Source organism: Nocardia niwae NBRC 108934 = DSM 45340 (assembly GCF_001613465.1).
In the GTDB taxonomy this organism is placed as follows: domain Bacteria; phylum Actinomycetota; class Actinomycetes; order Mycobacteriales; family Mycobacteriaceae; genus Nocardia; species Nocardia niwae.
Map to the genome: position 1 here is coordinate 34476 of NZ_BDCK01000016.1, position 24210 is coordinate 58685.

23 protein-coding genes are annotated in these 24210 nt (G+C 68.7%); 10 read left to right on the forward strand and 13 right to left on the reverse strand.

Annotated elements, in window-relative coordinates:
- Positions 1 to 43: 43 nt before the first annotated feature.
- Entirely contained in the window at positions 44 to 1393 is a 1350-nt protein-coding gene (locus NNI01S_RS07385; RefSeq protein ID WP_063018876.1) for a serine hydrolase domain-containing protein, read from the forward strand.
- 15 nt (positions 1394 to 1408) lie between these two features.
- On the opposite strand, the gene NNI01S_RS07390 is transcribed toward NNI01S_RS07385, so the two are convergent.
- The 3 genes from NNI01S_RS07390 to NNI01S_RS07395 are packed head-to-tail and all read right to left on the reverse strand — an operon-like array spanning position 1409 to position 2987.
- Positions 1409 to 2332 (reverse strand): aminotransferase class IV, encoded by a 924-nt coding sequence (locus NNI01S_RS07390; RefSeq protein ID WP_063018878.1) that lies wholly within the window; start codon positions 2330 to 2332, stop codon positions 1409 to 1411.
- A gap of 55 nt (positions 2333 to 2387) precedes the next feature.
- Positions 2388 to 2561, reverse strand: coding sequence for a Txe/YoeB family addiction module toxin (locus NNI01S_RS33295; RefSeq protein ID WP_439956120.1), 174 nt, complete (start codon positions 2559 to 2561; stop codon positions 2388 to 2390).
- A 3-nt stretch (positions 2562 to 2564) separates the two neighbouring features.
- On the reverse strand, positions 2565 to 2987 hold the full coding sequence (locus NNI01S_RS07395) for a nuclear transport factor 2 family protein (protein WP_063917364.1): 423 nt from the start codon (positions 2985 to 2987) through the stop codon (positions 2565 to 2567).
- 82 nt (positions 2988 to 3069) lie between these two features.
- On the opposite strand from NNI01S_RS07395, the gene NNI01S_RS07400 reads away from it, so the two are divergent.
- Positions 3070 to 3633, forward strand: coding sequence for a TetR/AcrR family transcriptional regulator (locus NNI01S_RS07400; RefSeq protein WP_063018880.1), 564 nt, complete (start codon positions 3070 to 3072; stop codon positions 3631 to 3633).
- A 145-nt stretch (positions 3634 to 3778) separates the two neighbouring features.
- Here the strand turns inward: NNI01S_RS07400 and NNI01S_RS07405 are convergent, their stop codons facing one another.
- A complete protein-coding gene (locus tag NNI01S_RS07405; protein WP_063018882.1) occupies positions 3779 to 4813 on the reverse strand; it encodes an aspartate-semialdehyde dehydrogenase in 1035 nt (344 codons plus the stop codon).
- A gap of 4 nt (positions 4814 to 4817) precedes the next feature.
- Positions 4818 to 6083, reverse strand: a complete 1266-nt coding sequence (locus tag NNI01S_RS07410) for an aspartate kinase (protein WP_063018884.1) — start codon at positions 6081 to 6083, stop codon at positions 4818 to 4820.
- 163 nt (positions 6084 to 6246) lie between these two features.
- Between NNI01S_RS07410 and NNI01S_RS07415 the strand changes: the two genes are divergently transcribed.
- Positions 6247 to 6660 (forward strand): secondary thiamine-phosphate synthase enzyme YjbQ, encoded by a 414-nt coding sequence (locus NNI01S_RS07415; protein ID WP_063019387.1) that lies wholly within the window; start codon positions 6247 to 6249, stop codon positions 6658 to 6660.
- Positions 6661 to 6843: 183 nt separating this feature from the next.
- On the opposite strand, the gene NNI01S_RS07420 is transcribed toward NNI01S_RS07415, so the two are convergent.
- Entirely contained in the window at positions 6844 to 7419 is a 576-nt protein-coding gene (locus tag NNI01S_RS07420) for a dihydrofolate reductase family protein (protein ID WP_063019389.1), read from the reverse strand.
- A 23-nt stretch (positions 7420 to 7442) separates the two neighbouring features.
- Positions 7443 to 8018, reverse strand: coding sequence for a dihydrofolate reductase family protein (locus tag NNI01S_RS07425; protein ID WP_063018886.1), 576 nt, complete (start codon positions 8016 to 8018; stop codon positions 7443 to 7445).
- A 245-nt stretch (positions 8019 to 8263) separates the two neighbouring features.
- Here NNI01S_RS07425 and NNI01S_RS07430 point away from each other — a divergent pair, with 245 nt between their 5' ends.
- The gene (locus NNI01S_RS07430) at positions 8264 to 8455 is read left to right on the forward strand and encodes a DUF1918 domain-containing protein (RefSeq protein WP_039794508.1); all 192 of its coding nucleotides are present in this window, start codon (positions 8264 to 8266) and stop codon (positions 8453 to 8455) included.
- Positions 8456 to 8539: 84 nt separating this feature from the next.
- Here NNI01S_RS07430 and NNI01S_RS34355 read toward each other — a convergent pair whose 3' ends face one another.
- Positions 8540 to 8887 carry a spore germination protein GerW family protein gene (locus NNI01S_RS34355; RefSeq protein WP_063018888.1) on the reverse strand — a complete coding sequence of 116 codons (348 nt, stop codon included), beginning with the start codon at positions 8885 to 8887 and terminating at the stop codon, positions 8540 to 8542.
- Between the two features lie 255 nt (positions 8888 to 9142).
- Here NNI01S_RS34355 and NNI01S_RS07440 point away from each other — a divergent pair, with 255 nt between their 5' ends.
- Positions 9143 to 9601, forward strand: a complete 459-nt coding sequence (locus tag NNI01S_RS07440) for an SRPBCC family protein (RefSeq protein ID WP_063018890.1) — start codon at positions 9143 to 9145, stop codon at positions 9599 to 9601.
- A gap of 82 nt (positions 9602 to 9683) precedes the next feature.
- Complete coding sequence (locus NNI01S_RS07445) at positions 9684 to 10895, forward strand: low temperature requirement protein A (protein WP_063018892.1); 1212 nt, start codon at positions 9684 to 9686, stop codon at positions 10893 to 10895.
- Here NNI01S_RS07445 and NNI01S_RS07450 read toward each other — a convergent pair.
- The 4 genes from NNI01S_RS07450 to NNI01S_RS07465 form a co-directional block, all read right to left on the reverse strand.
- Positions 10873 to 11748, reverse strand: coding sequence for an ion transporter (locus NNI01S_RS07450; RefSeq protein WP_245676014.1), 876 nt, complete (start codon positions 11746 to 11748; stop codon positions 10873 to 10875). The two genes, NNI01S_RS07445 and NNI01S_RS07450, sit on opposite strands and share 23 nt — an antisense overlap.
- A 115-nt stretch (positions 11749 to 11863) precedes the next feature.
- On the reverse strand, positions 11864 to 13483 hold the full coding sequence (locus tag NNI01S_RS07455; protein ID WP_063018894.1) for a GMC oxidoreductase: 1620 nt from the start codon (positions 13481 to 13483) through the stop codon (positions 11864 to 11866).
- A 76-nt stretch (positions 13484 to 13559) separates the two neighbouring features.
- Entirely contained in the window at positions 13560 to 15173 is a 1614-nt protein-coding gene (locus tag NNI01S_RS07460) for an alpha/beta hydrolase (RefSeq protein WP_063018896.1), read from the reverse strand.
- A 259-nt stretch (positions 15174 to 15432) separates the two neighbouring features.
- Entirely contained in the window at positions 15433 to 16200 is a 768-nt protein-coding gene (locus NNI01S_RS07465) for a sulfite exporter TauE/SafE family protein (RefSeq protein WP_063018898.1), read from the reverse strand.
- 240 nt (positions 16201 to 16440) lie between these two features.
- Here NNI01S_RS07465 and leuA point away from each other — a divergent pair, with 240 nt between their 5' ends.
- Positions 16441 to 18234 (forward strand): 2-isopropylmalate synthase, encoded by a 1794-nt coding sequence (gene leuA / locus NNI01S_RS07470; RefSeq protein WP_063018900.1) that lies wholly within the window; start codon positions 16441 to 16443, stop codon positions 18232 to 18234.
- Positions 18235 to 18497: 263 nt separating this feature from the next.
- Positions 18498 to 20126: a MinD/ParA family ATP-binding protein gene (locus tag NNI01S_RS07475; RefSeq protein ID WP_063018902.1), complete on the forward strand. Its 1629-nt coding sequence runs from the start codon at positions 18498 to 18500 to the stop codon at positions 20124 to 20126.
- Positions 20127 to 20157: 31 nt separating this feature from the next.
- On the opposite strand, the gene NNI01S_RS07480 is transcribed toward NNI01S_RS07475, so the two are convergent.
- Positions 20158 to 21090, reverse strand: a complete 933-nt coding sequence (locus tag NNI01S_RS07480) for a LysR family transcriptional regulator (RefSeq protein ID WP_063019393.1) — start codon at positions 21088 to 21090, stop codon at positions 20158 to 20160.
- A 105-nt stretch (positions 21091 to 21195) separates the two neighbouring features.
- On the opposite strand from NNI01S_RS07480, the gene NNI01S_RS07485 reads away from it, so the two are divergent.
- On the forward strand, positions 21196 to 22146 hold the full coding sequence (locus NNI01S_RS07485) for an EamA family transporter (protein WP_157114640.1): 951 nt from the start codon (positions 21196 to 21198) through the stop codon (positions 22144 to 22146).
- A 244-nt stretch (positions 22147 to 22390) separates the two neighbouring features.
- Positions 22391 to 24163: a hydroxysqualene dehydroxylase gene (locus NNI01S_RS07490; protein ID WP_063018906.1), complete on the forward strand. Its 1773-nt coding sequence runs from the start codon at positions 22391 to 22393 to the stop codon at positions 24161 to 24163.
- The last annotated feature ends 47 nt before the right edge of the window (positions 24164 to 24210 follow it).

Consider the following 24210-nt stretch of genomic DNA (forward strand, 5'->3'; position numbering starts at 1 on the left):
GTCAGGGGCTCTGAACCGGCAGGAGAGCGCTAGCCTTTTGCGTATGGGGCGTTTCGGTGGGTTCCTGGCGGGAATCGCGGCACTTTCGCTGGTGGCGGGCAATCTCCTCGCCGGGAGCGCGGCCGCTGCGCCCGGCGATCAGGTGCGGTGCGCGGTCACCTCCGGCCGCGATCTGCAACGGGCGGCGCCGGAACAGGTCGGATTGAACTCCGCGAAGCTCCAGGAAGCGCTGACCTTCGCGGCCGGCCGGAACCGATTCAACGTGCAGGTGTTCCGGCACAACTGCCTCATCGGTGCGGGGCCGACGAACGACCAGACGGGCAACGTGGCGTGGAACATCTGGAGCTCCACCAAGAGCGTCGTCTCCATGCTCGCCGGAATTGCCTGGGACCAGGGAAAGCTCGATCTCCACGCGCCGATCGACCGCTACCTGCCCCCGGGGCTGGGCGATGCGGCGCACCGGTCGATCACCGTCGAGAATCTGCTCACCGAGACCTCGGGGATGCGGGTGGGCGTGCTGACCGAGGGTGTCACCGGGGTGATCCCGGTCGACCCGGACAGCGCGGTGCAAGCCCTCGGCGTGCCACTGGACAACCCGCCGGGCACCGTCTTCACCTACAGCCAGCGCAATGTCGACCTGCTGGCCTACGTCCTGGAATTGGCCGTGGGCGAACCGCTGCAACAGTTCGCGCAGCGTGAGCTGTTCGATCCCCTCGGAATCCTGCGCAGTGACTACTACTGGGCTCGGGACCGCTCCGGGCACACCTACGGCTACGCCCACCTGATGATCCCGCCGAACGACTTCGCGAAGCTCGGACTGCTGGTGAGCAACGACGGGCGCTGGGGCGAACAGCAGATCGTCTCCCTGGACTACCTGCGCAAAGCGCGCACGCCCTCGCCGACGAACACCTGCTACGGCTATTTGTTCTGGCTCGGGAGCGGCTGCGCCGAGATCGCCGACTTCCTGCCCCGCGACGTGTACGCGATGGCGGGACTCGGGTTGCAGAACGTCTTCGTCATCCCGAGCATCGACCTCACGGTGGTGTGGACCGGCGTCTTCGGGAACGTCAGCGGCCAGGGCGTGTCGGGGGTCGTGCAGAACACCCAGGAATTGCCCTACGAGTTCTTCCGCAAGGTGTTCGACGCGTTCGACGACCGGCCGGTGCCCGACCCCGGCCCGTACGTCGAACCGCCGCTGCGACTCGACCCGCGCCGCTTCGTCGACACGGACATCTTGGTCGCGGTGTTCGGGCTCGGTCCAGCCGCCTATCCGGGGTGCAACGTCTTCGCCTGCTTGAATCGCCCGCTGGACCCGCCGTTCGCGGACACCGCGCCGGGTTGCGCCATCCTGGCCTGCCTCGGACCAGACCCGCGCACCCCGGGCATCCGCTGAACTTCCTCGCGGTGGCTAGCGGCCTACGGACAGATTCGTGACCCAGCCGTGCGCGTCGTCGGTGCGCAAAGCCGCATGGTGCCGTTTGCGCAGCGCCTGGGAGATCGGTCCGGGAGCGCCGTCGGCGACCAGGCGGCCGTCGACCTCCACGACCGGCGCCGCGCCGGACGACGTTCCGGTGACGAACACTTCGTCGGCGATATACAGCTCGGTGAGATCGACGGTGCGTTCCACCACCGGGATGCCGTCTTCCGCCGCCAAGGTCAGCACGGTCCTGCGGTTGATGCCGTCGAGGATGTCGCAGGAGACGTCGGGCGTGATCAGCGTGCCGTTGCGGACCAGGAAGATATTCGCCGCGCTGAGTTCGCAGACGTGCCCGTTGCCGTCCAGGAAAACGCAGTCGTCGTACCCGCTGTCGATCGCGTCCTGCTTGGCCAGCACCGAGTTCACATACGCTCCGTTGACTTTCGCGCGCGACGGAATCGCGTTGTCCGGAATGCGCCGCCACGGGCTCGACTTCAGGCGCATGCCGTCCTGCGGAACGATCGGCACCGCGTCGTAGACGAACATGCTGACCTGAATCGCGCAGCCGCGCACCCGCGTACCCGGAATCGACTCGACCACGTGCACCGTCGCCCGGACGAAAACGTCGTCGCGCGGAGCGTTCGCGGCGACCAGTTCCACTACGGCCTCGCGGAAACGCGCGAAATCCCATTCGGCCGCGAATCGATCGATGCCGATGATCTTGCAGGACTCCTCGAGGCGGCGGAAATGATCGTCCAGACGGAATGCCGTCCGCGCTGCCCCATCCACGTGTACCGGGAAGACGGTGTAGACGCTGAGTCCGTAGAGCACCGCCGACGATGCGACGCCCACGGTGGCAGCGTCAGCGGCGACGATCCGGTCGCCGAGATACACGTGAGGATGAGGATTCGCCATCGGCGCAGGCTAACAGCCGCGCGCAGCGACGAGCGAGACCTTTTCGGAGTCGCGTTCAGTCGTAGTGCTCGCCGACCTCGGCGATCCAGACCGCATCGTCTACGACTCGGTAGACGATGCGGTGCTCCTGCGTGATCCGACGCGACCAATACCCCGCCAGGTCGTGCTTCAGGCTCGGGTTTCCCGATGCCTTCGAACGGATCGCAAACAGCGCCGTCTTGCCGGGCAGCGCTCAGCCGGCGGCCAGGCGGGCGAAGCGGGCGGTGTCCATGTAATCGCGGAACAGCACCACCCGGCCGTCGCGCACGTGGACGACGTTGACCGAAGTGCGCACTCGAACACGGCCGGATCCGGGGGCGGTCATGTCGACTTCGTTCTCCACGAGCAGCACTCCGGGATCGTTGGTTTCGTAGATCTGGGGGTGAATCGCGTGCACCTCGATTCCGGAGAGTCCCGACCAGCGCTGCACCAGATGCTCGCGAATCGCCTCCCGGCCTTCCAGGCGGGTCGGGAGACCGGGAACCGTGAAGGGGATCTCGAAGACCGCGTCGGGGGCGAGCAGCGCGACGAACGCGTCGGCGTCACGCGCGGGCAAGTCGCCGAACAACCGCTCGACCAACTCGCGCGGGTTTCGCGCGGACGAACCAGCAGCCATCACAGACCTCCATAAGCGGAACGTTCAACCCGCTTATAATCCGGAACGTGCGCCCCGTTTGTCAACAGTAGACTCGATCCTCGTGACCGAAGCCGAGCGCCGACCGCTGCGCGCCGACGCCCGTCGCAACCGGGAGCGCGTCCTCGCAGCCGCGCAGGAAGCGTTCGCGGCAGAAGGGCTCTCGGTGCCGCTGGACGAGATCGCCCGGCGGGCCGGTGTCGGCGCGGGTACTGTCTACCGGCACTTTCCCACCAAGGAAGCGCTGTTCGAGGCGGCGATCGTGGATCGGGTGGACCGCATCATCGCGCTGGCGAGGGAACTGGCCGACGCCGCGGAACCGGTGACCGCGTTCTTCGACTTCCTGACCCGGCTCGTGGCGGAGGGCAGCGTCAAACGCGATCTCGCCGACGCCGTGGGCGGCCCGGACGCACCGGAATATCTGCGACCGGTACACGAACTCAACGCTGCCATCGGCGCGCTGCTCACCCGCGCGCAGAACGCGGGCGGCGTGCGCACCGACATCGAGGTCGAGGACCTGATGCGCGTCATCAAGGGCGCGTTCCTGGCGACCCACGGCACCGCCGCCACCCCCGCGCAGCGCGAGCGCACCTTCGCCGTCGTCTTGGACGGCCTGCGCGCCCGCTGATCCGTTCCCGAAGTGCCTCGCTCGCTACCAGCGGCGGACGGTCCACCGCCAGGTCGGCAACCACGGCAACGCGAACAGCAGCGCGAATGCCGGAAACGACGAACGGGCCGCGGGAAATCCACGGCCCGTTCGTTCGAGAAACCGCTCAGCGGTCGCCGAGCAGCACCTCGGCGATCTGAATGGTGTTGAGGGCGGCGCCCTTTCGCAGGTTGTCGCCGGAGATGAACAGCGCGAGGCCGCGGCCGTCCGGTACCCCCGGATCCTGGCGGATACGGCCGACGAGCGAATCGTCGATGCCCGCCGCGGCGAGCGGAGTCGGCACGTCGACCAGCTTCACGCCGGGCGCCTTGGCCAGGATCTCCTTGGCGTGCTCCACCGAGAGCGGCTCGGCGAACTCGGCGTTCACCGAGAGCGAGTGACCGGTGAAGACCGGCACGCGCACGCAGGTGCCGCTTACGGCCAGATCCGGGATGCCGAGGATCTTGCGGCTCTCGTTGCGCAGCTTCTGGTCCTCGTCGGTCTCGCCGGAGCCGTCGTCGACCAGCGAACCGGCCAGCGGAAGCACGTTGAACGCGATCGGCGCGACGTACTTGTCCGGCGCGGGGAAGTCGACGGCGCGGCCGTCGTGAGTGAGCTTCTCGGCCTCGCCGATCACCGCGCGGGCCTGGCTCACCAGTTCTTCCACGCCGGCCAGGCCGCTGCCGGAGACCGCCTGGTAGCTGGACACGATCAGGCGGCGCAGACCCGCGATGTCGTGCAGCGGCTTGAGCACCGGCATGGCCGCCATCGTGGTGCAGTTCGGGTTCGCGATGATGCCCTTGACCAGGTTGCGCGTCTGCTCCGGATTGACCTCGCTGACCACCAGCGGGACTTCCGGGTCCTTGCGCCACGCCGAGGAATTGTCGATCACCGTCACGCCCGCCGCCGCGAAGCGCGGCGCCTGCACGCGGGACATGGTGGCGCCGGCCGAGAACAACGCGATGTCCAAGCCGGACGGGTCCGCGGTCTCGGTGTCCTCGACGACGATCTCGCGCTCGCGCCAGGGCAGCGTCTTGCCCGCCGACCGGGCGGACGCGAAGAACCGCACCTCGTCGGCCGGAAAGTTACGCTCATGCAGCAACTTCCGCATGACGGCGCCGACCTGTCCGGTCGCGCCGACCACTCCTACTCGAACTCCCATGGCCTTACCGTCCCGTTCCCGCGTGGACCACCGCGACCTCGTCGCCGCCCAGGTCGAAGGCCCTGTGCAGCACCTGCACCGCCTCGTCCAGCTCGGTGTCCTTGACCAGCACGGAGATCCGGATCTCGGAGGTGGAGATCAAGTCGATGTTCACCCCCGCCTCGGCCAGCGCCTCACAGAAGGTGGCGGTGACGCCCGGGTGGCTTTTCATGCCCGCCCCGACGAGCGACACCTTGCCGATGTGGTCGTCGTAGAGGACCTGCGAGAAGCCGATGTCGGACTGGCGCTTGGTCAGCATCTCGACCGCGCGGGCGCCCTCGGACTTCGGCAGCGTGAAGGTGATGTCGGTCTTGCCCGTCTCGACCTTCGAGATGTTCTGCAGGACCATGTCGATGTTGATCTCGGCGTCGGCGACGGCGCGGAACACCTTGGCGGCGTAGCCCGGTTCGTCCGGCAGCCCGACCACGGTCACCTTGGCCTCGCTGCGGTCGTGCGCGACGCCGGTGAGGATTGCTTGCTCCAAGGGGATGTCCTCCATCGATCCGTAAACGTAGGTGCCCTGCTTGTCGGTGTAGGACGAGCGCACGTGCACGGGCACGTTGTAGCGACGGGCGTACTCGACGCAGCGCAGCATCAGCACCTTGGCGCCACAGGCCGCCAGCTCCAGCATCTCCTCGTAGGAGACCTGCTCGAGCCGCTGCGCGTCGGGCACGATCCGCGGGTCGGCGGTGAAGACGCCGTCGACATCGGTGTAGATCTCGCAGACGTCGGCCTGCAGCGCGGCCGCCAGCGCGACGGCCGTGGTGTCCGAACCGCCGCGGCCGAGCGTGGTGACGTCCCTGCTGTCCTGGCTCACGCCCTGGAAACCGGCGACCAGCACGACGAGGCCCTCGTCGAGCGCGTCGCGGACGCGACCCGGGGTCACGTCGATGATCTTCGCGTTGCCGTGCGCGCCGGTGGTGATCACGCCCGCCTGCGAGCCGGTGAACGAGCGAGCCTCCGCGCCGAGGGAGTGGATGGCCATGGCGACCAGCGCGTTGGAGATGCGCTCCCCCGAGGTGAGCAGCATGTCCATCTCGCGGGCGGGCGGCGACGGAGCCACCTGTTGTGCGAGATCGAGCAGCTCATCGGTGGTGTCACCCATGGCGGAGCAGACGACCACCACATCGTGGCCCTGCTTCTTGGTCTCCACGATCCGTTCAGCGACGCGCCGGATACGCTCGGCGGTCGCCACCGAGGATCCTCCGTACTTCTGAACCACGAGAGCCACGACAGGGTCCTCCAAGATCGACAACAAACTGGTAACAGTCATTCAGGGTACCGGCCGAGGCCAGCGGTTTTGCCGCTACCTACCCGGCTTGTGGAAAAACCCACAACCGCATCGCATCCCGATCACCCGGCGCCGCCCCTCCCGGATGAGGGACGATGTGCCCATGAAGAGCACGCTGCTCGAGGTGCGAACAGGCCACACCGAAGCGGTACAGGACATCACGCCGCAGTGCGCGGCATTCGTGCGTTCGGCCGGTGGCGACGGGCTGCTGCACGTCTTCGTTCCGCATGCCACCGCGGGCATCGCGATCATGGAACTCGGCGCGCGCAGCGACGACGACCTGCTGGCCGCGCTGCGCGATCTGCTGCCCGCAGACGACCGATGGCGGCACGCGCACGGCTCGCGCGGACACGGGCGCTCGCACGTGCTGCCCGCCCTGATCGCGCCGTACGCGACCGTCCCGGTGCTCGACGGACAGCTCGCCCTCGGCACCTGGCAGTCGATCGCGCTGGTCGATCTCAATATCGACAACCCGGACCGCCAGGTGCGGCTGTCGTTCCTCACCGACGCCGGCTGAGCGGGCGTCCCCGGGCCGAGCGCGCCGACGGCCGGGCGGATCGCAATCCGCGACAGGCCGGCCCGACCCGAAGCGCCGATGCGGTCGGCGCAGACGCGAGGAACCGGCCCGCCCCGACCGACGACCGGGGCGAGCCCGACGTTTCTCCGCTCCGACCCGATCCGTGGACCGAACCGGTGTTCGTCAGGCCCGCGTGAACCAGCTGACCTGAATGCCACTGCCCAAGCCGAGGCGCTCGGTCGGCCGGAACAGCGTCGGACGGAACTCACCCGCGAAGCCCGGGACCCCGGCGCCCGCGACGACCGGGTAGCTCTTGATCACCAGTTCGTCGATCTCCTCCAGCAATGCGGCGGCGATCTTCCCGCCGCCCGCCAGCCAGATGTCCAAGCCGTCCTGCTGCTTCAGTTCACGGACCAGCCCCACGGGATCGTGCTCGACCAATTCGACCGAGGGGTCATCGATCCGGCCGAGCGTGCCGGACACGACGTACTGCTTCATGTGGGCGTACGGGCTGGTCACGCCGATAGCCAGGGCCGGTTCATAAGTGGCGCGCCCCATGATCAGCGTGTCGAACTTCCGATTGGGCGCGTCTTCGGCGAGGCCGATGTGCGGCCGCGCATGCGTGGGCAGCGTCTCGGGATACTCCTCACGCAGCCAATCCCATATGTCGTCGGCCACCGGGAAGAAGTCGATCTCGCCATTCGGCCCCGCGATATAGCCGTCCAGGGAAACGCCGACGAAATAGACGAGTTTTCGCATGAAAGCACCTTTCGAATGGATGTTCAGGCCCGCGCGAACCAAGTGATCTGGGCGCCGTTGCCGAACTCCTTGCGCCGCGCCGGGCGGAACAAAGCGGGGCGGAAGGCGCCGGAGAACGCGGATATGCCGCCACCCGCGACGACCGGGTAGCTCTTGATGATCATCTCGTCGATCTCGCCGAGCAGTTCGGCGGCGAGTTTGCCGCCGCCCGCCAGCCAGATGTCTCCGCCGTCGGCCCGCTTGAGCCGCTGCACGAGCGCGACGGGGTCGCTCTCGACCAGTTCGACGGCCGGGTCGTCGATCCGGCCCAGGGTGCTGGACACGACGTACTGCCTCATGTGCGCGTACGGGCTGGACACGCCCACGGACAGAGCGGGCTCGTAGGTTCCCCGGCCCATCACCACGGTGTCGCACCGCCTATTCGGCTCGTCCAGCGCCATTCCCGCGCCTTGACGGATGTGGCTGGGCACGAACTCCGGATATTCACCGTTGACCCACGCGGCCATCTCGGCGTCGAACGGGTAGAAGTCGAACTCCCCAGCCGGGCCCGCGATGTAGCCGTCCAAGGACATCCCCACGTAGTAGACAAGCTTTCGCATACCCGCACCACCTCGTTCGTTTCACTTCGCTTGTAGTGATTTGAACATAGTACTACGAGTAGAGTGGTGTCAACTGCGTGGTTCGGACCGCTCGATGCCGCCACGAAAGCGGGTACCGAGGAGCGGGGCCGGAAGACGAACCGAGGCCGCGATCGAGCGCGTGATCAGCCCGGACGTGTGAGTTCGGAGCCGCGCGCCATCCCGAGCGGTTGTGACGTGCACCACTGACGGTCGATAATGGGGCGATGATCGCACATGTAGGAGATCGACTCTGCGTGCACGGACACGTGGTGGGAGAAGTGGATCACCTGGCCGAGATCATCGAGGTCCGCGGACCGGACGGGACGCCGCCCTACGTGGTGCGCTTCTCCGACGGTCACGAGTCGCTGGTGTATCCAGGGCCCGACGCGATCGTCGAGCCCGCTACGTCGGAATGAACGCCGCGCCGGATCGGGCGCCGGGCCACCGCGCCCGCGCTCGGCCGGCGCCCGTCGACCGGAACCCCCCGCCCGCTGCGCGGCTCAGGCGCGTCGCTTGACGCAGCGGGTCATCGCGAAGGCCAGGATTCCCGCGATCAGCACCTTGCCCGCCGTCTCGATGATCGCGTTGACGTCCACGGCCGGGTGCCAGGTCAGCCGACCGTCGCGAAGCACGTAGGCGCCGACCGGCTTGGCGCCTACGCCGAACGCCGCCCCCTCGCCGGAGCCCTCCCCATCGGCGCCGTTCCCGGCACCCCCACCCCCGCCACCGCCGCCACCGACCGAAGCGGCGGGAATGACTGTCGCCCCGCCGGATTCGTAGGGGTCGCCGTAAACCCGGCGCACCGTGATCGCGTCCCGCGCCTGGGCCAGCAGTTCGGCGTATTTCATGACATCCTCCCGCCCGTACCGAGGGCGACCGGATACCGGCGCCCATTCGGCTCCGATGGTAGGCGCGCGGACCCCCGCCGACCCCATCCTTCCGAACAGAAGTTGTTCCGGCGGTTGCCGATCGCCGATCTCGAGCAGATAACGGCACGTTACCCGGGTAACCGAGATGTGGTCTGGCACAGTCAGGTTGACGAACCGGACAAATCGCGGAGACAATCGGCCGACTTGTCCATCCGGGGGTGTCGGAGGTATGCCATGCGCACCAAAACGGATATCCGATTCTTCGTCGACACCCATCCCGATCAGGTCATGGACGCCCTGACGGACGTCGAATCGCTACCGGACTGGTCGACCTCCTACAGCGACGTCCGGGTAGCCACCCGCGACGCCCGGCGCAGGCCGCGGCGGGTGTTCGTCAAGGCGGAGCTGCTCGGCAGCACGGATCTGCAAGTGCTGGAATACGATTGGACCGACGATCGGTCCTCCTGGATCGTCGCGGACAGTACGAGAGGCGTGCGCGGGGGTGGCTTTTTCGAGGTATCCGACAGCGTCGACGGCACGCACGTCTGGTACCACGTCGAACTGTATCTACCGCTCCCGGTTCCCGGATTTCTACTCAAACGCACTTTCCGCAAGGCCAACGAGGTGGTCGTGGAGTGCTTCATAGATTTCGCCGAGCGGTTCCCCGAAACGGAGACCTATCAACCCGTATAGCCAGGCTGCGCTCTGCGCGAAATCGGCCACCGGGCGAAGCCGCGAACCGGCGCGGATACGGTCGGGGTGCGACGATGAGCGCATGATCGGTTCCAAACGAGTGCGGTTCCAGCCGACGGCCGAAGGCGCGTCGGTGACCCAGCTCGAGTTGTTCTTCGACTTGGTGCTCGTCTTCGCGTTCACCATGGTCACCGGCCTGGCCGCGGGAGAAACCAGCGCGAAGAACATGCTGCGCGCGCTGCTGGTGCTCGCGCTGATGTGGTGGCTGTGGATCGCCTACTCCTGGCTCGGCAACGTGGTGCGCGCCGACGAAGGCATCGCGCGGGTGGGGATGTTCGCCGCCATGGGCGGCGCCTTCCTCGCCGCACTCACCATCCCCGAGGCGTTCAAGGACGCGCCTGGCGGATGGTTCGGCCCGCTGGTCTTCGCCATCGCCTACCTGATCGTGCGCTTGGTGCACCTGGGGATGTTCTGGCTGGCCAGTGCGGAGGATTCCCAGCTTCGCGGCCAGCTGCTGCGCTGGGCGCTCGGTTCCATCACGCTCGGCACCACACTGCTGGTGGTCGCCGCGCTGACCACCGGTCGTGTGCAGATCGCACTGTGGATCGCGGCGATCGCGGGCGACTACCTGTGGACGCTGTTCGCGGGCACCGATTGGCGGTTGAACTCGGCCAACCATTTCGTCGAGCGCTACGGATTGATCATCATCGTCGCGCTCGGCGAATCGATCGTCTCGATCGGCATCGGGGTGGCCGGACTGCCGATCTCCTGGCCGATCGCGCTCGGCTCGCTGCTCGGCCTCGCCATTTCCGGTCTGCTGTGGTGGGCGTATTTCGACGTCGCCGCCCTGGCGGTGGAGCACGAACTCGTCCACGCCGAAGGCACGCGGCAGATCAAGATCGCGCAGGCCTCCTACACGTTCTGGCATTTCCCGATGATCGCCGGAATCATCGCCCTGTCGCTCGGACTGAAGAAGGTGCTCTACTACGTCGGGGACTCCTCACACCACACTCTGAAGGACGCGTTGTACGGCATTCCGCTCTATGCCCTCTACGGCGGGGTCGTGGTGTATCTGATCGCCCTGGTGGGGTTCAAGCACTACGCCACGCGCACCGTCACCGTGCCCCGCGTGGTCGCCGTCGCGGTGTTGCTGGCGTTGATCCCCGTGGCCTGCGCCTTGCCCGCACTGGCCGCACTGGCCCTGCTGTGCGGCGTCTTGATCGCGCTGATCGCTTGGGAGACCGTGCGTTTGGCGCAACCACGAGACGCCATCAGGCACGCGGTACCCGATTGACGCGATGGCGCACGCAGTCCTCGTCGCTCGTGGGCCCGTACGCCGCGGGCGGCACCCGCACGCCGTCGCGGACCGCGTCGCGGATCTGATCGATGTTCTCCCGCAGCATGTCCGCCACGAGTTCGTCGGTGCGCGGATCCTCCAGAACCTGGAACACGATGCGAAACGTGGTGTCGGCGATCAGCCGGATGATCTCGTCGTGGAACGGGATGTAGCGCACCCGGCCCGCCTGCGGGTCCTTCTTGATCAGCTCCAGGATCATCTCGTCCAGCTCGGCGCGGTTCTCCTCCAGGGCGGCCGCGATGTTGCGGGTGTAGTGCCCGGTGCGCAGCACCTCCGCCACCTCGTCCATCACCGCGATCGTCATCGGGCGGCGAATGGTGTCCACGATGGTCGCGACGAACCGGTTCACCACCGCGGCGGTCACCCGGTCGCCGAACACGCGGTCGGCCACCCGGGCGAGCCGGACGACGATCACCACGATCCGCAGCAATCGGAAGCCGCGGAAGAACGGGCTGGTCACCGGAATCATGCCGACGATCTCGTACCAGTAGACGAACGGGAACGTCCACGGCCAGCCCGCGCGGCGCCAGCGCCACAGGAACTCGACCGCGAACACCCCGCACAACGTCCAGTCGACGACCACGACCAGGTGATAGGTGTGCCCGGAGACGGGAAAGAAGGTGATCCACGCGACCAGCGCCACCGAGACGACGGCCAGCGCCAGCATCAGGAAATCGGTCCACAACATCGGCGGCTTGCGCGGATAGTCCTGCTGCTCCGGCGCTTCCCGTAGGCCGTATCGCTCGATCGAGGAACTCTCGATGCCCGAGTGGGGGGTGGGAGCGGACACTGCGGATCCCTTCGACGCCGAACGGTGCCGCCGACATTAGTACGCGGAATGCACGCTCGGCACGGTTGGCGATACTCCAGGAAAGGCGCCGGGCGGATGCCCGGCGCAGCCGTGTTCAGCGACCGGCGCGAACGATCGCCTCGATATTGCGCTCGGCCAGCGCGGCGATGGTGAGCGAGGGATTCACCGTTCCGGTGCTGCCGGGTATCGCGGCGCCGTCCATCACGTAGAGGCCGGGGTGACCGTGCACCCGGCCGTAACCGTCGGTCGCCCGCCCCAGCACCGCTCCGCCCAGCGGATGTGCGGTGAACAGCGCGTTCGCGTCGTAGCCGAGGGCTCCGTACTCGACGAGCGCGTCCGCGCGTTCGGCGATCCGGTGATCCACCGCGCGGGCCGCCGCTACCGTGTCGTCCCGATTCTTGACCGACCAGCTCAGCCCGACCCCGTTGGTGGCCCGGTCGTAGCCGAACCGGGTGCGGGTCGGGTCGAGCACCATGCCGAGCGAGGCGAGCGCGCCGGTCTCGAACGGGATGCCAGGGATGTACCAGCTCTCCAGGGTCAGCGGCACGTCGGACTCGTGGAAGATCCGGCTCGCGCTCGGCACGCCTTGGCCGTGACCGGCCAGCCCGCTGGCGCCGCGGGCGAGCACCACGTCGCCGTTGGTGCCCCAGCCGTCGCCGACGTGTTCGTTCAGGTTCGGCAGGGCTCCGGTGGCCTGCGCACGGACCAGCAGTTCGGACGTGCCGATCGAACCGGCGCCGAGGAAGAGCCGGTCACAGGTGAGGGTGCGGGTGCCGAGGACGTCGCCGGACGGTGACAGCTTCGTCACGGTGACCGCGTAGCGGCCGCCGGAATCCTGCGCGATGGCGTCGACCCGATGCCCGGGGAAGATCCCGCACCGGCCGGTGCCCTGCGCGTACGCCAGATAATTCTGGTTCAGGTCGAACTTGGCGCCGTTGGAGTTGCCCAGATTGCTCCGGGCCGCCGTGGCCGAAGCCCTTGTGCCGCCGGCGAGTTCGGCGCGCAGGATGTCCCAGTTGAAGATGGAGTCGTTCGCCTGCGGCTCGTAACCCGCCTTGCGCACCTGATCGTCCCAGGCGCGGGAGTGCGCGAACGGCGAGGAGTTGTAGATGTCCGCGGGCATCGGGCTCAACCGCAGCATCTCCCGCACGCGCGGGTAATAGACCCGTTCCATCTCGCCGTAGTCGACGGTGCCGCCGAAGACGTGATCGAAGAAGCGGCGCTGCGGGGCGATCATGGCTCCACTGAAGATCACCGAGCCGCCGCCGACCGCGGCCGCGCGCCAGACGTCGATGCCCGGATACTCGGTGCAGTCCAGCACGCCGCCGAAACTGGCGAAACGCATGGGCACCTTGGTGACGCCGGTGAAGTGGGTGCGGTGCCAGAAGCCGCGACCGTCGGGCAGGTCGTCGCCGGTGAAGATCTCCCGCCACGGGTCGTTCGGCCAGCGTGAACCGCGTTCCAGCACCGTGGTGGGGATACCGGCCTCGGCCAGGCGCAACGCCGACACCGCGGCGCCGAAGCCGGAGCCCACGACGATCGCCGGCGAATGCTCCGGAGGATCGGGAATCGGGGCGAAGATCTCCGGCACCCAGGCGCGGAACAGTGCCTCCCACATCGGGTCGGCGGACGCCGCGCCCGTCCCCGCGATCGTTCCCACAGTACCGAGCAGGGCGGCCGTGCCCGCCGCCTTGAACAAGGCACGTCTACGCACCGGTCACCTTCCATCATCAGGCTTAGCGTGCGCAGATTACCGGTATTCCCGAATTGTGAACAGATATCCGTTTTCGCTATCGACCGAACGGCAGCTCGTCGGGGCGGCACGTCCCTCCGGGGGCAGGTAGCTGCAAGTCGACGAGATAGCGCTCGCGCAGCTTCCGGGTGCATTCGCCGAGCGGGGCGTGCCCGTACCCGTCCTCCACGACGACCAACCGGGCGTTCACCAATTCCTGCTGCGCGCGCCGCGCGGCACCGAGCGGGGTAGCCGGGTCGAATCGGTTGTTCACCAACAGAGCCGGGGTATCCGAGCGCAGGATCCACGGTCCGGTGTACCGCTGCGCGTACCCCTCGGGCGGGGCGGGCCAGTACGCGCACGGTTGGCGCAGCGCCAGCCAGAATGTGCCGTATGTAGGGCTGACGACCGCCAGATCCCTTGCGACTTCCGCCCATTCGGCGGGATTGCGGGTAAAGATGTTGTCGGCGCAGGAGATCGCCGTGTAGGAGTCGAGGGAATCGTCCGGTTGCGCGGTGGCCGAGAGGACCTCGCCCACCGTCTCGGGGTTGCCCGCCGGTCCGCGCTCGAGTTCGACCAGTAGTTCGGCCAGGGCGGGCCAGCCCCGTTCCGGGTCGTACAGCAACAGCGCATGCGACGACAGCACCTCGGAGTAGGTCACCGTCCGCGCCCGCTCCCCGGCGCCGACCACCAGGGGAGCTTCGCGAAGACGTTGCAGCACAGCGTCATTGCGAGCGCGCAGATCGGAGGGACGGACGGGTCCGCCCGCGCCCGCGACGGCGTCGCTCTGCGCCGCGAAGGCACAGCGCTCCCGACCTGCCTCCGCGCACAGCCGCAAAAATTCCCCGAGAACCTCCTCGGTGCCCGCCGCGGTGTCCGCGACGGCGCGTCGTGTGTCGTTGGTGTACGCGTCCGGGTCGATCATCGACACCAGATGCAGCGCGCGCACCCGGTCGCCGAACAGCGCCCCGTACACCTGGCCCAGGTAGCTCGCGTAGGAACCGCCTTCGTAGGTGAGCTGGTCATCACCGACGGCCCGGCGCAACAGGTCCAGGTCGCGCGCAGCGTCGACGGTGGTCAGGTGCCCGAGCAGCGCGCCCCCGTGCGCCGCGCAACCGGCGGCGAGTTCGCGGCCGGCCGCCTCGGCCGCGCGCTCCTGTTCGGTATTCGCCGGCGCGAGCCACGTGCCCGACCAGAACCGGCGCTGCTGCTCGGCGTCCGCGAAACACCGCACCTGTCCGCTGCGGCCGACCCCGCGCTGGTCGAAGGTGATCACATCGAAGCGGCGGGCCAATTCGCCGCTGACCAGTTCTCCACCCGCCGCCCAGCGCAGTCCCGACCCGCCGGGACCGCCGACGGCGGAGAAGAGGGTGCCGATCCGCCGTTGCGGGTCGGTGGCCTGCTGGCGCACCACCGCCAGCCCGAGGGTCGGCCCGTCGGGGTGCGCGTAGTCGACGGGGACCTGCGCGGTCGCGCAGTGGAATCGGCTCAGGCTCGGATCCGCGCACGGCGCCCAGTCCAGCCGCGGCGTTGGCACGGCGTCGGCCTGTGCGACCAGGTCCGCAACCGCGGATTCGTGTCGGCTCGGCGGTCCGCCACAGCCACTCAGCACGGGCAGCAGCACGGCGAGCACGGCGACGATGACGATTCTCCAGCTGGGCACGGCACTCATCCTGCGGCCCGCGCGGGCGGCCGTCGTCACCCTGAGGATTGACATCCGACCCTGAATTTCCCCGCAGCTCCACCCCGGCACCCGGCGCGGGCGCGCCACCGATTCGCCGCCGCAGTGGGGCACACGCCGCCCAACTCGGTGTCGCGACGAGCGCGGAAGGCGCATTCGCAGCTCCAGGTCCGAGCCGGGTATTCGGCGGCAACGGCGGCGCCACCGCGCTCGCAGATTGCGGGCCGATCCGGTGCCATTCGTCGGCCGCCTAGGACGTCACCAGGCGGATCACCGCGATCAGGCCGACCACCACGATGACCGCGCGCAACAAGGCGGGCGGCATCCGCCTGCCCAACCGTGCGCCGAGCTGCCCACCGATGATCGAGCCGAGCGCGATCAGCAGGACCGCCCGCCAGTCCACGTCCGCCACGACGATGAAGATCACCGCGGACACCGCGTTCACGATCAGGGCGAGCACGTTCTTCGCCCCGTTGAGACGCTGGATGTCGTCGTGCACGAACACGCCGAGCAGCCCGATCAGCAGCACGCCCTGCGCCGCGCCGAAGTATCCGCCGTAGACACCGGCGGCGTAGACCGCGGCGAACAGGATGGGTCCGCCGTGCGTGGGCGCCGGAGCGCCGTCGTTGTCCCGGCGGCGCTTGACCCAGCTCGCCAGCCGCGGCTGTACGACGACCAGCACCAGTGCCACGAGGATCAAGAGGGGCACGATCGCCTTGAACGCGGCGGCGGGCAAGACCAGCAGCAGCACCGCCCCGGTGATGCCGCCGAGCAACGACGCCGTGCCCAGGCGCACCAGCCGGTCGCCCTGGCCCGCGAGTTCGCGCCGATACCCGTGCACGCCGCTGATCGAGCCCGGCACCAGACCGATGGTGTTGGACACATTCGCCGTCACCGGCGGGAGACCGAACGCGAGGAGAACGGGGAAGGTGATCAGCGTGCCTGAGCCGACGATCGTGTTGATGCCGCCCGCTGCGATACCCGCACCGAAGACGGCCAATTGCTCCAGCCAGGTCATAGCCAATCCTTCGACGTGTCCACTGCCGGACCGAACGGTAGCGTTGTCGTCGGATGACCCGACGAAGGGACCACCCTTTCCGGGCTGCTGGCAGCACGGTAAACTCGCGGACATCATGCAGCGGGCACTTCTTCTCGACCGCCGCGACGGGGTCTGATCGGACCGGCTCCCGTCGCGGGGTTTTGCTGCGCCGGTCGACCCAGCCCATTGGGAAAAACAACATCCTCGGGAGAACCGCCCATGTCCCCTGCTGACGCATTCGTATCCGGCGCGCGCACCATCACCGCGCCGAGCAAACCCGCCCCCGCCGACCAGCCCGGCTGGAACGCGCAGAAGAACTCCTCCATGCCCGCGTTCCGTTACCGGCCGTTCGCGGAGGAGGTCGAGCCGATCACGCTGCCCGACCGCACCTGGCCGGACAAGGTCATCGACCGGGCGCCCGGCTGGTGCGCGGTCGACCTGCGCGACGGCAACCAAGCGCTGATCGACCCGATGAGCCCGGCCCGCAAGCGCCGCATGTTCGACCTGCTGGTCCGGATGGGTTACAAGGAGATCGAGGTCGGCTTCCCGTCGGCGAGCCAGACCGATTTCGACTTCGTCCGCGAGATCATCGAGGACGGCGCGATCCCCGACGACGTGACCATCCAGGTGCTGACCCAGTGCCGCCCCGAGTTGATCGAGCGCACGTTCGAAGCGTGTGCCGGCGCGCAGAACGTCATCGTGCACTTCTACAACTCCACCTCGATCCTGCAGCGGAAGGTGGTGTTCCGCGCCGACCGCGAGGCGGTGAAGAAGATCGCCACCGACGCCGCCGCGCTGTGCCTGGAGATCGAGCAGCGCTACCCGGACACCAACTGGCGTTACGAGTACAGCCCGGAGTCCTACACCGGCACCGAGCTGGAATACGCCAAGGATGTTTGCGACGCGGTGTCGGCGATCATCGCCCCGACGCCGGAGAAGCCGCTGATCATCAACTTGCCCGCCACCGTGGAGATGGCCACCCCGAACGTCTACGCCGATTCGATCGAGTGGATGAGCCGCAATCTGGCCCGCCGGGAGTCGATCGTGCTGTCGCTGCACCCGCACAACGACCGCGGCACCGCCGTGGCCGCCGCGGAACTGGGCTACCAGGCCGGAGCCGACCGCATCGAGGGCTGCCTGTTCGGCAACGGCGAGCGCACCGGCAACGTCTGCCTGGTGACGCTGGGCATGAACCTGTTCTCCCGCGGTGTCGATCCGCAGATCAACTTCTCCGATATCGATGAGGTCCGCCGCACCGTCGAGTACTGCAACCAGCTGCCGGTGCACGAGCGGCACCCGTACGGCGGCGACCTGGTCTACACCGCGTTCTCCGGCAGCCACCAGGACGCGATCAACAAGGGCCTGGACGCGATGAAGGCCTCGGCCGACGCCGCCGGGGCGGATGTCGCGGACATCGTCTGGGAGGTGCCGTACCTGCCGATCGACCCGAAGGACGTCGGCCGCACCTACGAGGCGGTCATCCGGGTCAACTCGCAGTCCGGCAAGGGCGGCGTCGCCTACATCATGAAGACCGACCACGGGCTGGCGTTGCCGCGGCGGCTGCAGATCGAGTTCTCCCAGGCGATCCAGAAGATCACCGACGGCGAGGGCGGCGAGGTGACGCCCAAGGAGATGTGGGACGTCTTCCACGAGGAGTACCTGAGCCCGATCCGCCCGCTGGAGCGGATGCGCCAGAAGGTCACCGCGTCGGAGACCGACGGCGGGGTCGACTCCATCGTGGCCGTGGTGAAGGTCGACGGCGTCGAACAGGAGATCACCGGCAAGGGCAACGGGCCGCTGGCGGCGTTCGTCGACGCGATCGCCGCGGTCGGCTTCGACGTCGAGGTGCTGGACTACTCCGAGCACGCCATGTCCGCGGGCGACGACGCGCAGGCCGCCGCCTACGTGGAGTGCGCGATCGGCGACCGGGTGGTGTGGGGCGTCGGCATCGCCACCTCGATCACGACCGCGTCGCTGCGCGCGGTGGTGTCGGCGGTGAACCGGGCGCACTGACAGCGCATTCCGGAATGATCGGATCGGGCGTCGCGACGGTTCCACCGCGCGGCGCCCGATCTCGCTGGCGCAGACCGGTTGTGGCGCCGTCGCGCTCCCCACGTCCGGCGTGCCTACCGCGACACGGCCTAGCGAACCCCGTGCTAGCGTGGGATTCGCACTCCAAGCGCCGAGCTCTCTGCTCGAACTCCCGAGCAGATGGGGGAACCGTGACACCTAACGACCACAATCCGACCTCTCCGCCCTGGCTGCAGAGTCATTCCGTGGATACGGCCGAAGTCAGCGACGCGGAGTCAGCGGCCACCGACCCGTCGGCCGAGCCGATCGGCGGCGCGGAAGCGAAGGAAACCGACGTGACGGATGGGCCTGCCCAGCCCGACGCACAGCCCGAACAGCCGGAGCCGCAAGGCTCGACGGAGCAGACCACGGCCTACCCGCAAGCCGCCGCACCGCCGCAGGCTTGGGCGCCCCCGCAGGCCGGACCGGCCGAGCCCTACGGTTCGTACGCCCCGCCGAGCCCGGGTGCGTATCCCCCTCCCTCACCCTTTCCCGGGGAGCCGTTCCCTACCGGCGCATTTCAGCCGCCGTCCGGCCACAGCGGTAGCCATCCCATAGCCACACCGCCGGACGGACCCCACCCCGGTTACGGGGAGTACCGCCAGGAGATCGGCGGCGACGGCTTGGTGCGGCGGGTGCCCGTGGATTCCGCGCAGCCCGAATCCGGTGCGCCGCAACCCGACCAGCCCAGCGGCCCGATCTACAGCTGGGCGCCGCCGCCCCCTCCGGTGACGCATCAGCCGCCGCCTCCGCCCTATCAGCCGCCGCCTCCGCCGCCGATCGGGCAACCGCAGATGCCGAGCTGGCAGGGCGGCCCGCCGCTGCAGTCCGCGCCGCCGTTCCAACCGCAGCACGTGCCGCAGCCCGGCCAGCCGGGGCACTCGGTGAACGACCTGAATCTGCTCAGGCGGGCTCGCAGGGCGCCGCGCAGCGGTTGGCGCCGTGCGGTGCACAAGGCGTCCGGCGGCATGATCAACCCGGGCGAGTCGGCGGCAGACATCGTCTACCAGGACCTCGTAGACCGGGTGAACCAGCCGGTGCGCGGGGACTATCGGATCGCGATCCTCTCGCTCAAGGGCGGCGTCGGGAAGACCACCACCACGGTCGGTCTCGGCTCCACCTTCGCTTCGCAGCGCGGCGACCGGGTCATCGCGATCGATGCCAATCCCGACTTGGGCACGCTCGCCCACCGGGTGCCGCGGCAGACCCGCTCTACCGTGCGCAACCTGCTCGAGGATCAGCACATCACCAGGTACTCCGACGTGCGGGCGCACACCTCGCAGGCGCCAAGCCGCTTGGAAGTGCTTGCCAGTGAACAGGATCCGGCGGTCTCCGAGGCGTTCAGCGAAGCGGACTACCGCAAGGCGATCGGCATCCTGCAGTCGTTCTACAACATCATCCTGACCGACTGCGGCACCGGCTTGATGCACTCCGCGATGGCGGGCGTGCTGGATATGGCCAGCTCACTGGTGCTGGTCACCTCGCCGGCGATCGACGGCGCGCGCAGCGCCTCGGCCACGCTGGACTGGCTCGACCACCACGGTTACGGCAAGCTGGTGGAGCGAACGGTCGTGGTGGTGAACGCTTCCCGGCGCGGCGCGTCCACCGTCGATCTGGACCAGCTGCGCAAGCTGTTCCTCGACCGCACCCGCGCGGTGCAGGTGGTGCCATTCGACGACCACCTCGCCGAGGGCGCGGAAATCGATCTGGAACTGGTGAGCAAACCGACGCGGCGGGCGCTGCTCGAATTGGCGGCGATGGTCGCCGACGACTTCGGTTACGTCAGCTCGCAAGCCCAGCATCCCTACCGGCACCAGCCGCCGCCGGGATTCTGATCGAGCGCCGATTCGGCGTCGCCGTGCGGCGTCACCCCCGTGCGGCGGCGTCCTTTTCGCTCGTCCCGGAACCGGCAGTCACCAACGCCACGGCCGATTCGAACGCCGCGAGTACGGCCGCGATCGCCGGACGTGCCTCGGCCCGAGGCCGGGTGGCCAGCTCGTACATCCTGGCGGCCCGCACGCCGGACAACCGCAGCACCGCCAAGTCGGGGTGGGCCACCGCGTAGCGCGGCATGAGCGCGACGCCGTAACCGGTGGCGACCAACGTCTCGATGACCCGAAAATCGTTGAGTCGCTGCGCTATCCGCGGCTGCACGCCGGTCACGGTGGCGATCGAGCGCAGCACGTCGTCGACGGGGAAACCGCCCCGCACGCTCAGCCACGTCTCGTCGGCCAATTCCTCCGGCGCGACGGCCGAGCGGCCCGCGAGCCGGTGCGTCGGCGCCGCGACAATGTCGATCGGCTCCCGCATGAGTACCCGGGTGGCGACGCGCGGGTCGGCGATCGGCGCGGCCCGTTCGTCGCGATGGGTCAGGACCACGTCGTAGTCGGCGAGCAGTCGCGCCACTTCCGAGGGAGGCACGTCCTCGTCCCGCGCGACCACGTCGACCCCGCTGTCCACCATTCCCGGCAGCACATGCGGCAACAGCAGCGCGCCGCCCGAGGGGAACACAGCGACTCGGACCCGCCCGCGCGGCGAGCCGCGATAGTGGGCCATCTCGGCGACCGCGCGGTCCATGGCGGCGAGCACTTCGTCGGCGCGCACCACCAAGGCGCGGCCCGCGTCGGTGAGCCGGACCCGCCTGCCGTCCGGTTCGAGCAGGGCCACGCCGGCTTCCTTGGCCAGCACCTTGAGCTGCTGCGAAACAGCCGAGGGCGTCATCGACAGCGCTGCCGCCACGGCGGCCACGGTGCCGCGATCGGCGAGTTCTCGCAGCACGCGCAGCCGTTCGAGCGCCATGGGCGGACCAGGAGCGACGAAGTCGGATTCCATTAAGCAAAGCTACATTATTGATACATAATTATTCGATTGTCCTGATGGTTAGCCAGCCGCACGATGAAGAGCGTGACCAACCGCGACCGCCTGCTCGGCCTCACTGTCGTCCTGCTCTGGGGATTGAACTTTCTCGCCATCCGGGTCGGGCTCGACCACTTCCCCCCGTTCTTCTTCGCGGCGCTGCGCTTCGCGGTGCTCGCGGTGCCCGCGCTGCTGTTCGTCCCGCGTCCCGCGGTGCGGATGCGCTGGATCCTGCTCTACGGCACCGGTTTCGGCATCCTCCAGTTCGCGTTCCTGTTCACCGCGATGCGGGTGGGCATGCCGACCGGGCTCGCCTCGCTCGTGCTGCAGTCCTCCGCGCCGTTCACCGTGCTGCTCGGCACGCTGCTGCTGGGTGAGCGGATGCGTCCACTGCAGGTCGGGGGCATCGCCGTCGCGGTGACGGGCATGGCGGTGATCGGGTGGGACCGGCTGGCCCACGCCACCCTGTTGCCGGTACTGCTGACCCTGGCGGGCGGGCTCGGCTGGGCGTTCGGCAATATCGGCGCGCGCCTTGCCGGAACCGAGACTCCCGGCGTCAACCCGCTGCATCTGATGCTGTGGACCACCGCCATCCCGCCGGTGCCGCTGTTCGCGCTGTCGATGTTCACCGAGGGGCCGACCACGGGCGCGCACGCCCTGGCCGGGGCGTTCACGACCGAGGGTTTGCCCGCACTGCTGGCGCTCGCCTACATCGCCGTCCTCGCCACCGTGGTCGGCACGGGACTGTGGACCTACCTGCTCGGACGCTATCCCGCGGGGCTGGTCGCGCCGTTCTCGCTGCTCGTTCCCGTCGTCGGCATCGCCGCCGCCTGGACTGCCCTCGGCGAGACCCCGACCCCGATGTCGTTGGTCGGCGGCGTCGTAGTGCTGGCAGGCGCGTTCGCCGCCACGTCGAGCAGGCCGCGCGCGGCGACGGCGGACATCCGCACCGGGACACCGAGCACTCCCGCACTGGCCGACGCGGGCCGCCCGGCCTGAACAGGCGTCCCGCCCGGAGCCGGACACCGCCGACGGCGACGACGCTACGGGCCGGATCGCGCTACGCAACTGGATCGGCCCGACCCCGCGGACACCGAAGCGCTCGCGCCCGGTGTGCTCGACCGCACAGATTCCGCACGGCGCGCCGATGGCTTTGCGGGGTCGGTGCGGAGTGCTCGAATTGCCGCCTTACAGTAGTGCCCGGCGTGGAAGTTGGTCCCGGTTCTAGGCGGCAGAGCGGCGCATGGCAGAAAATCGATGGACCGTATCGCGAAGAGCACTGCTTCGTAACACGGTCGCGGCAGGGGTGGCAGCGGGAGCGCTGACGGCGGGCGCGTTACGACCGACGCAGGCCGCGGCGAATCCCGGCGGGAGACGGGTCGCGGTACTCGGCGGCGGCGTCGCCGGACTCACGGCCGCGCATGAGCTCGCGGAACGCGGATTCCAGGTCACCGTCTACGAGAAGCGCGCGTGGGGCGGCAAAGCACGCAGCGTCGGCGTGCCGGGCACCGGAGCGGGAGGACGACCGGACCTGCCCGGCGAACACGGCTTCCGCTTCTTCCCCGGCTTCTACCAGCACGTGCCGGACACCATGCGCCGAATCCCGTTCCTGGGCAACGCGAACGGAGTGTGGGACAACCTGGTGGCGGTGCCGGAAGCCCGCTTCGCCCGGCGCGGCGGCGACGACTTCCGCGTTCCACTCGGTCCGCGCGCACGCTCCGAATTCTCCGCAGCCAGTTTCCGCGAGACGCTCGGCGCGGCGCTGTCCACCGCGCTGAAGATGCCCCCGGACGAGGGGATCTACTTCGCCGAGCGCCTGCTCGTCTTCAACACCAGCTGCGACGCCCGCCGCCTCGGCCAGTGGGAGCGCACCTCCTGGCACGACTACGTCGGCGGTCACGCCCGCTCACACGAGTTCCGCGCCCTGCTCTCGCGCACGCTGACCAGCATCATGGTCGCCGCCAAGGAGAACGTGGCGAGCGTGCGCACCATCGGCACGATGGGCGAGCAGTTCCTCGGCAATCCGATGGAGATCGGCAACGACGGCGGCCTGGACCGCGTGCTCAACGGCCCGACCAACGCGGTATGGATCGAGCCGTGGTTGCGGCGCATCCGCGAACTCGGAGCGGAATTCGTGCTCGGCGCCGAAGTGCGCGAACTGGAGGTACGCGACCGCAGGATCGTCGCGGCCCGCGTCGTGGACGAGACCGGCGCGCAGCGCATGGTCGAGGCGGACTATTTCGTGGTCGCGCTGCCCGCCGAACGGGCGCGCACCCTGTGGTCGCCGCAAGTCCTCGCCGTACAGCCCGAACTGGCGGGGATGGACCACCTCGTCACCGACTGGATGAACGGCATCCAGTTCTATCTGCGCAGGCCGGCCGACATCTCGCGCGGCCACACCGCATATATCGACGCGCCATGGTCGCTCACCTCGATCAGCCAGAACCAGCTGTGGCGGCGCAAGCTGACCGAGTTCGGGGACGGCGGGGTGCAGGACTGCCTGTCGGTGGACATCTCCGACTGGAACACCCCGGGCATCGTGTTCGGCAAGCCGGCCAAGGAGTGCACCCACGAGGAGATCGCGCGCGAGGCGTGGGCGCAGATCCGGGCGCACCTCGACGATCGCGGCGAGGTGCTGGGCGACGCCGACCTGCATTCCTGGTTCCTCGACCCGGGCATCACCTGGCAGGAGGGACAGCGGCGCAATGCCAACGCCGACCCGCTGCTGATCAACACCGCCGGGTCGTGGGAGTACCGTCCGCAGGCGCACGGAGCGCTGGAGAACCTCTTTCTGGCGGGCGATTACGTACGCACGAACATCGATCTGGCCACCATGGAGGGCGCCAACGAGTCCGCGCGGGCCGCGGTGAACGCGCTGCTGGACGTGGCTGGCTCGAACGCCGAGCGCTGCCGCACGTACACCCTCTACCGCGCCCCCGAACTCGAACCGCTGCGCCGGCTCGATGCCGACCGGTACGCGGCCGGGCAGCCGAATATGTTCGACGTACCGGTCTGAACGAATGTGATCGATCTCCTCTCGCCCGAACGGAATTCGATCGTCAT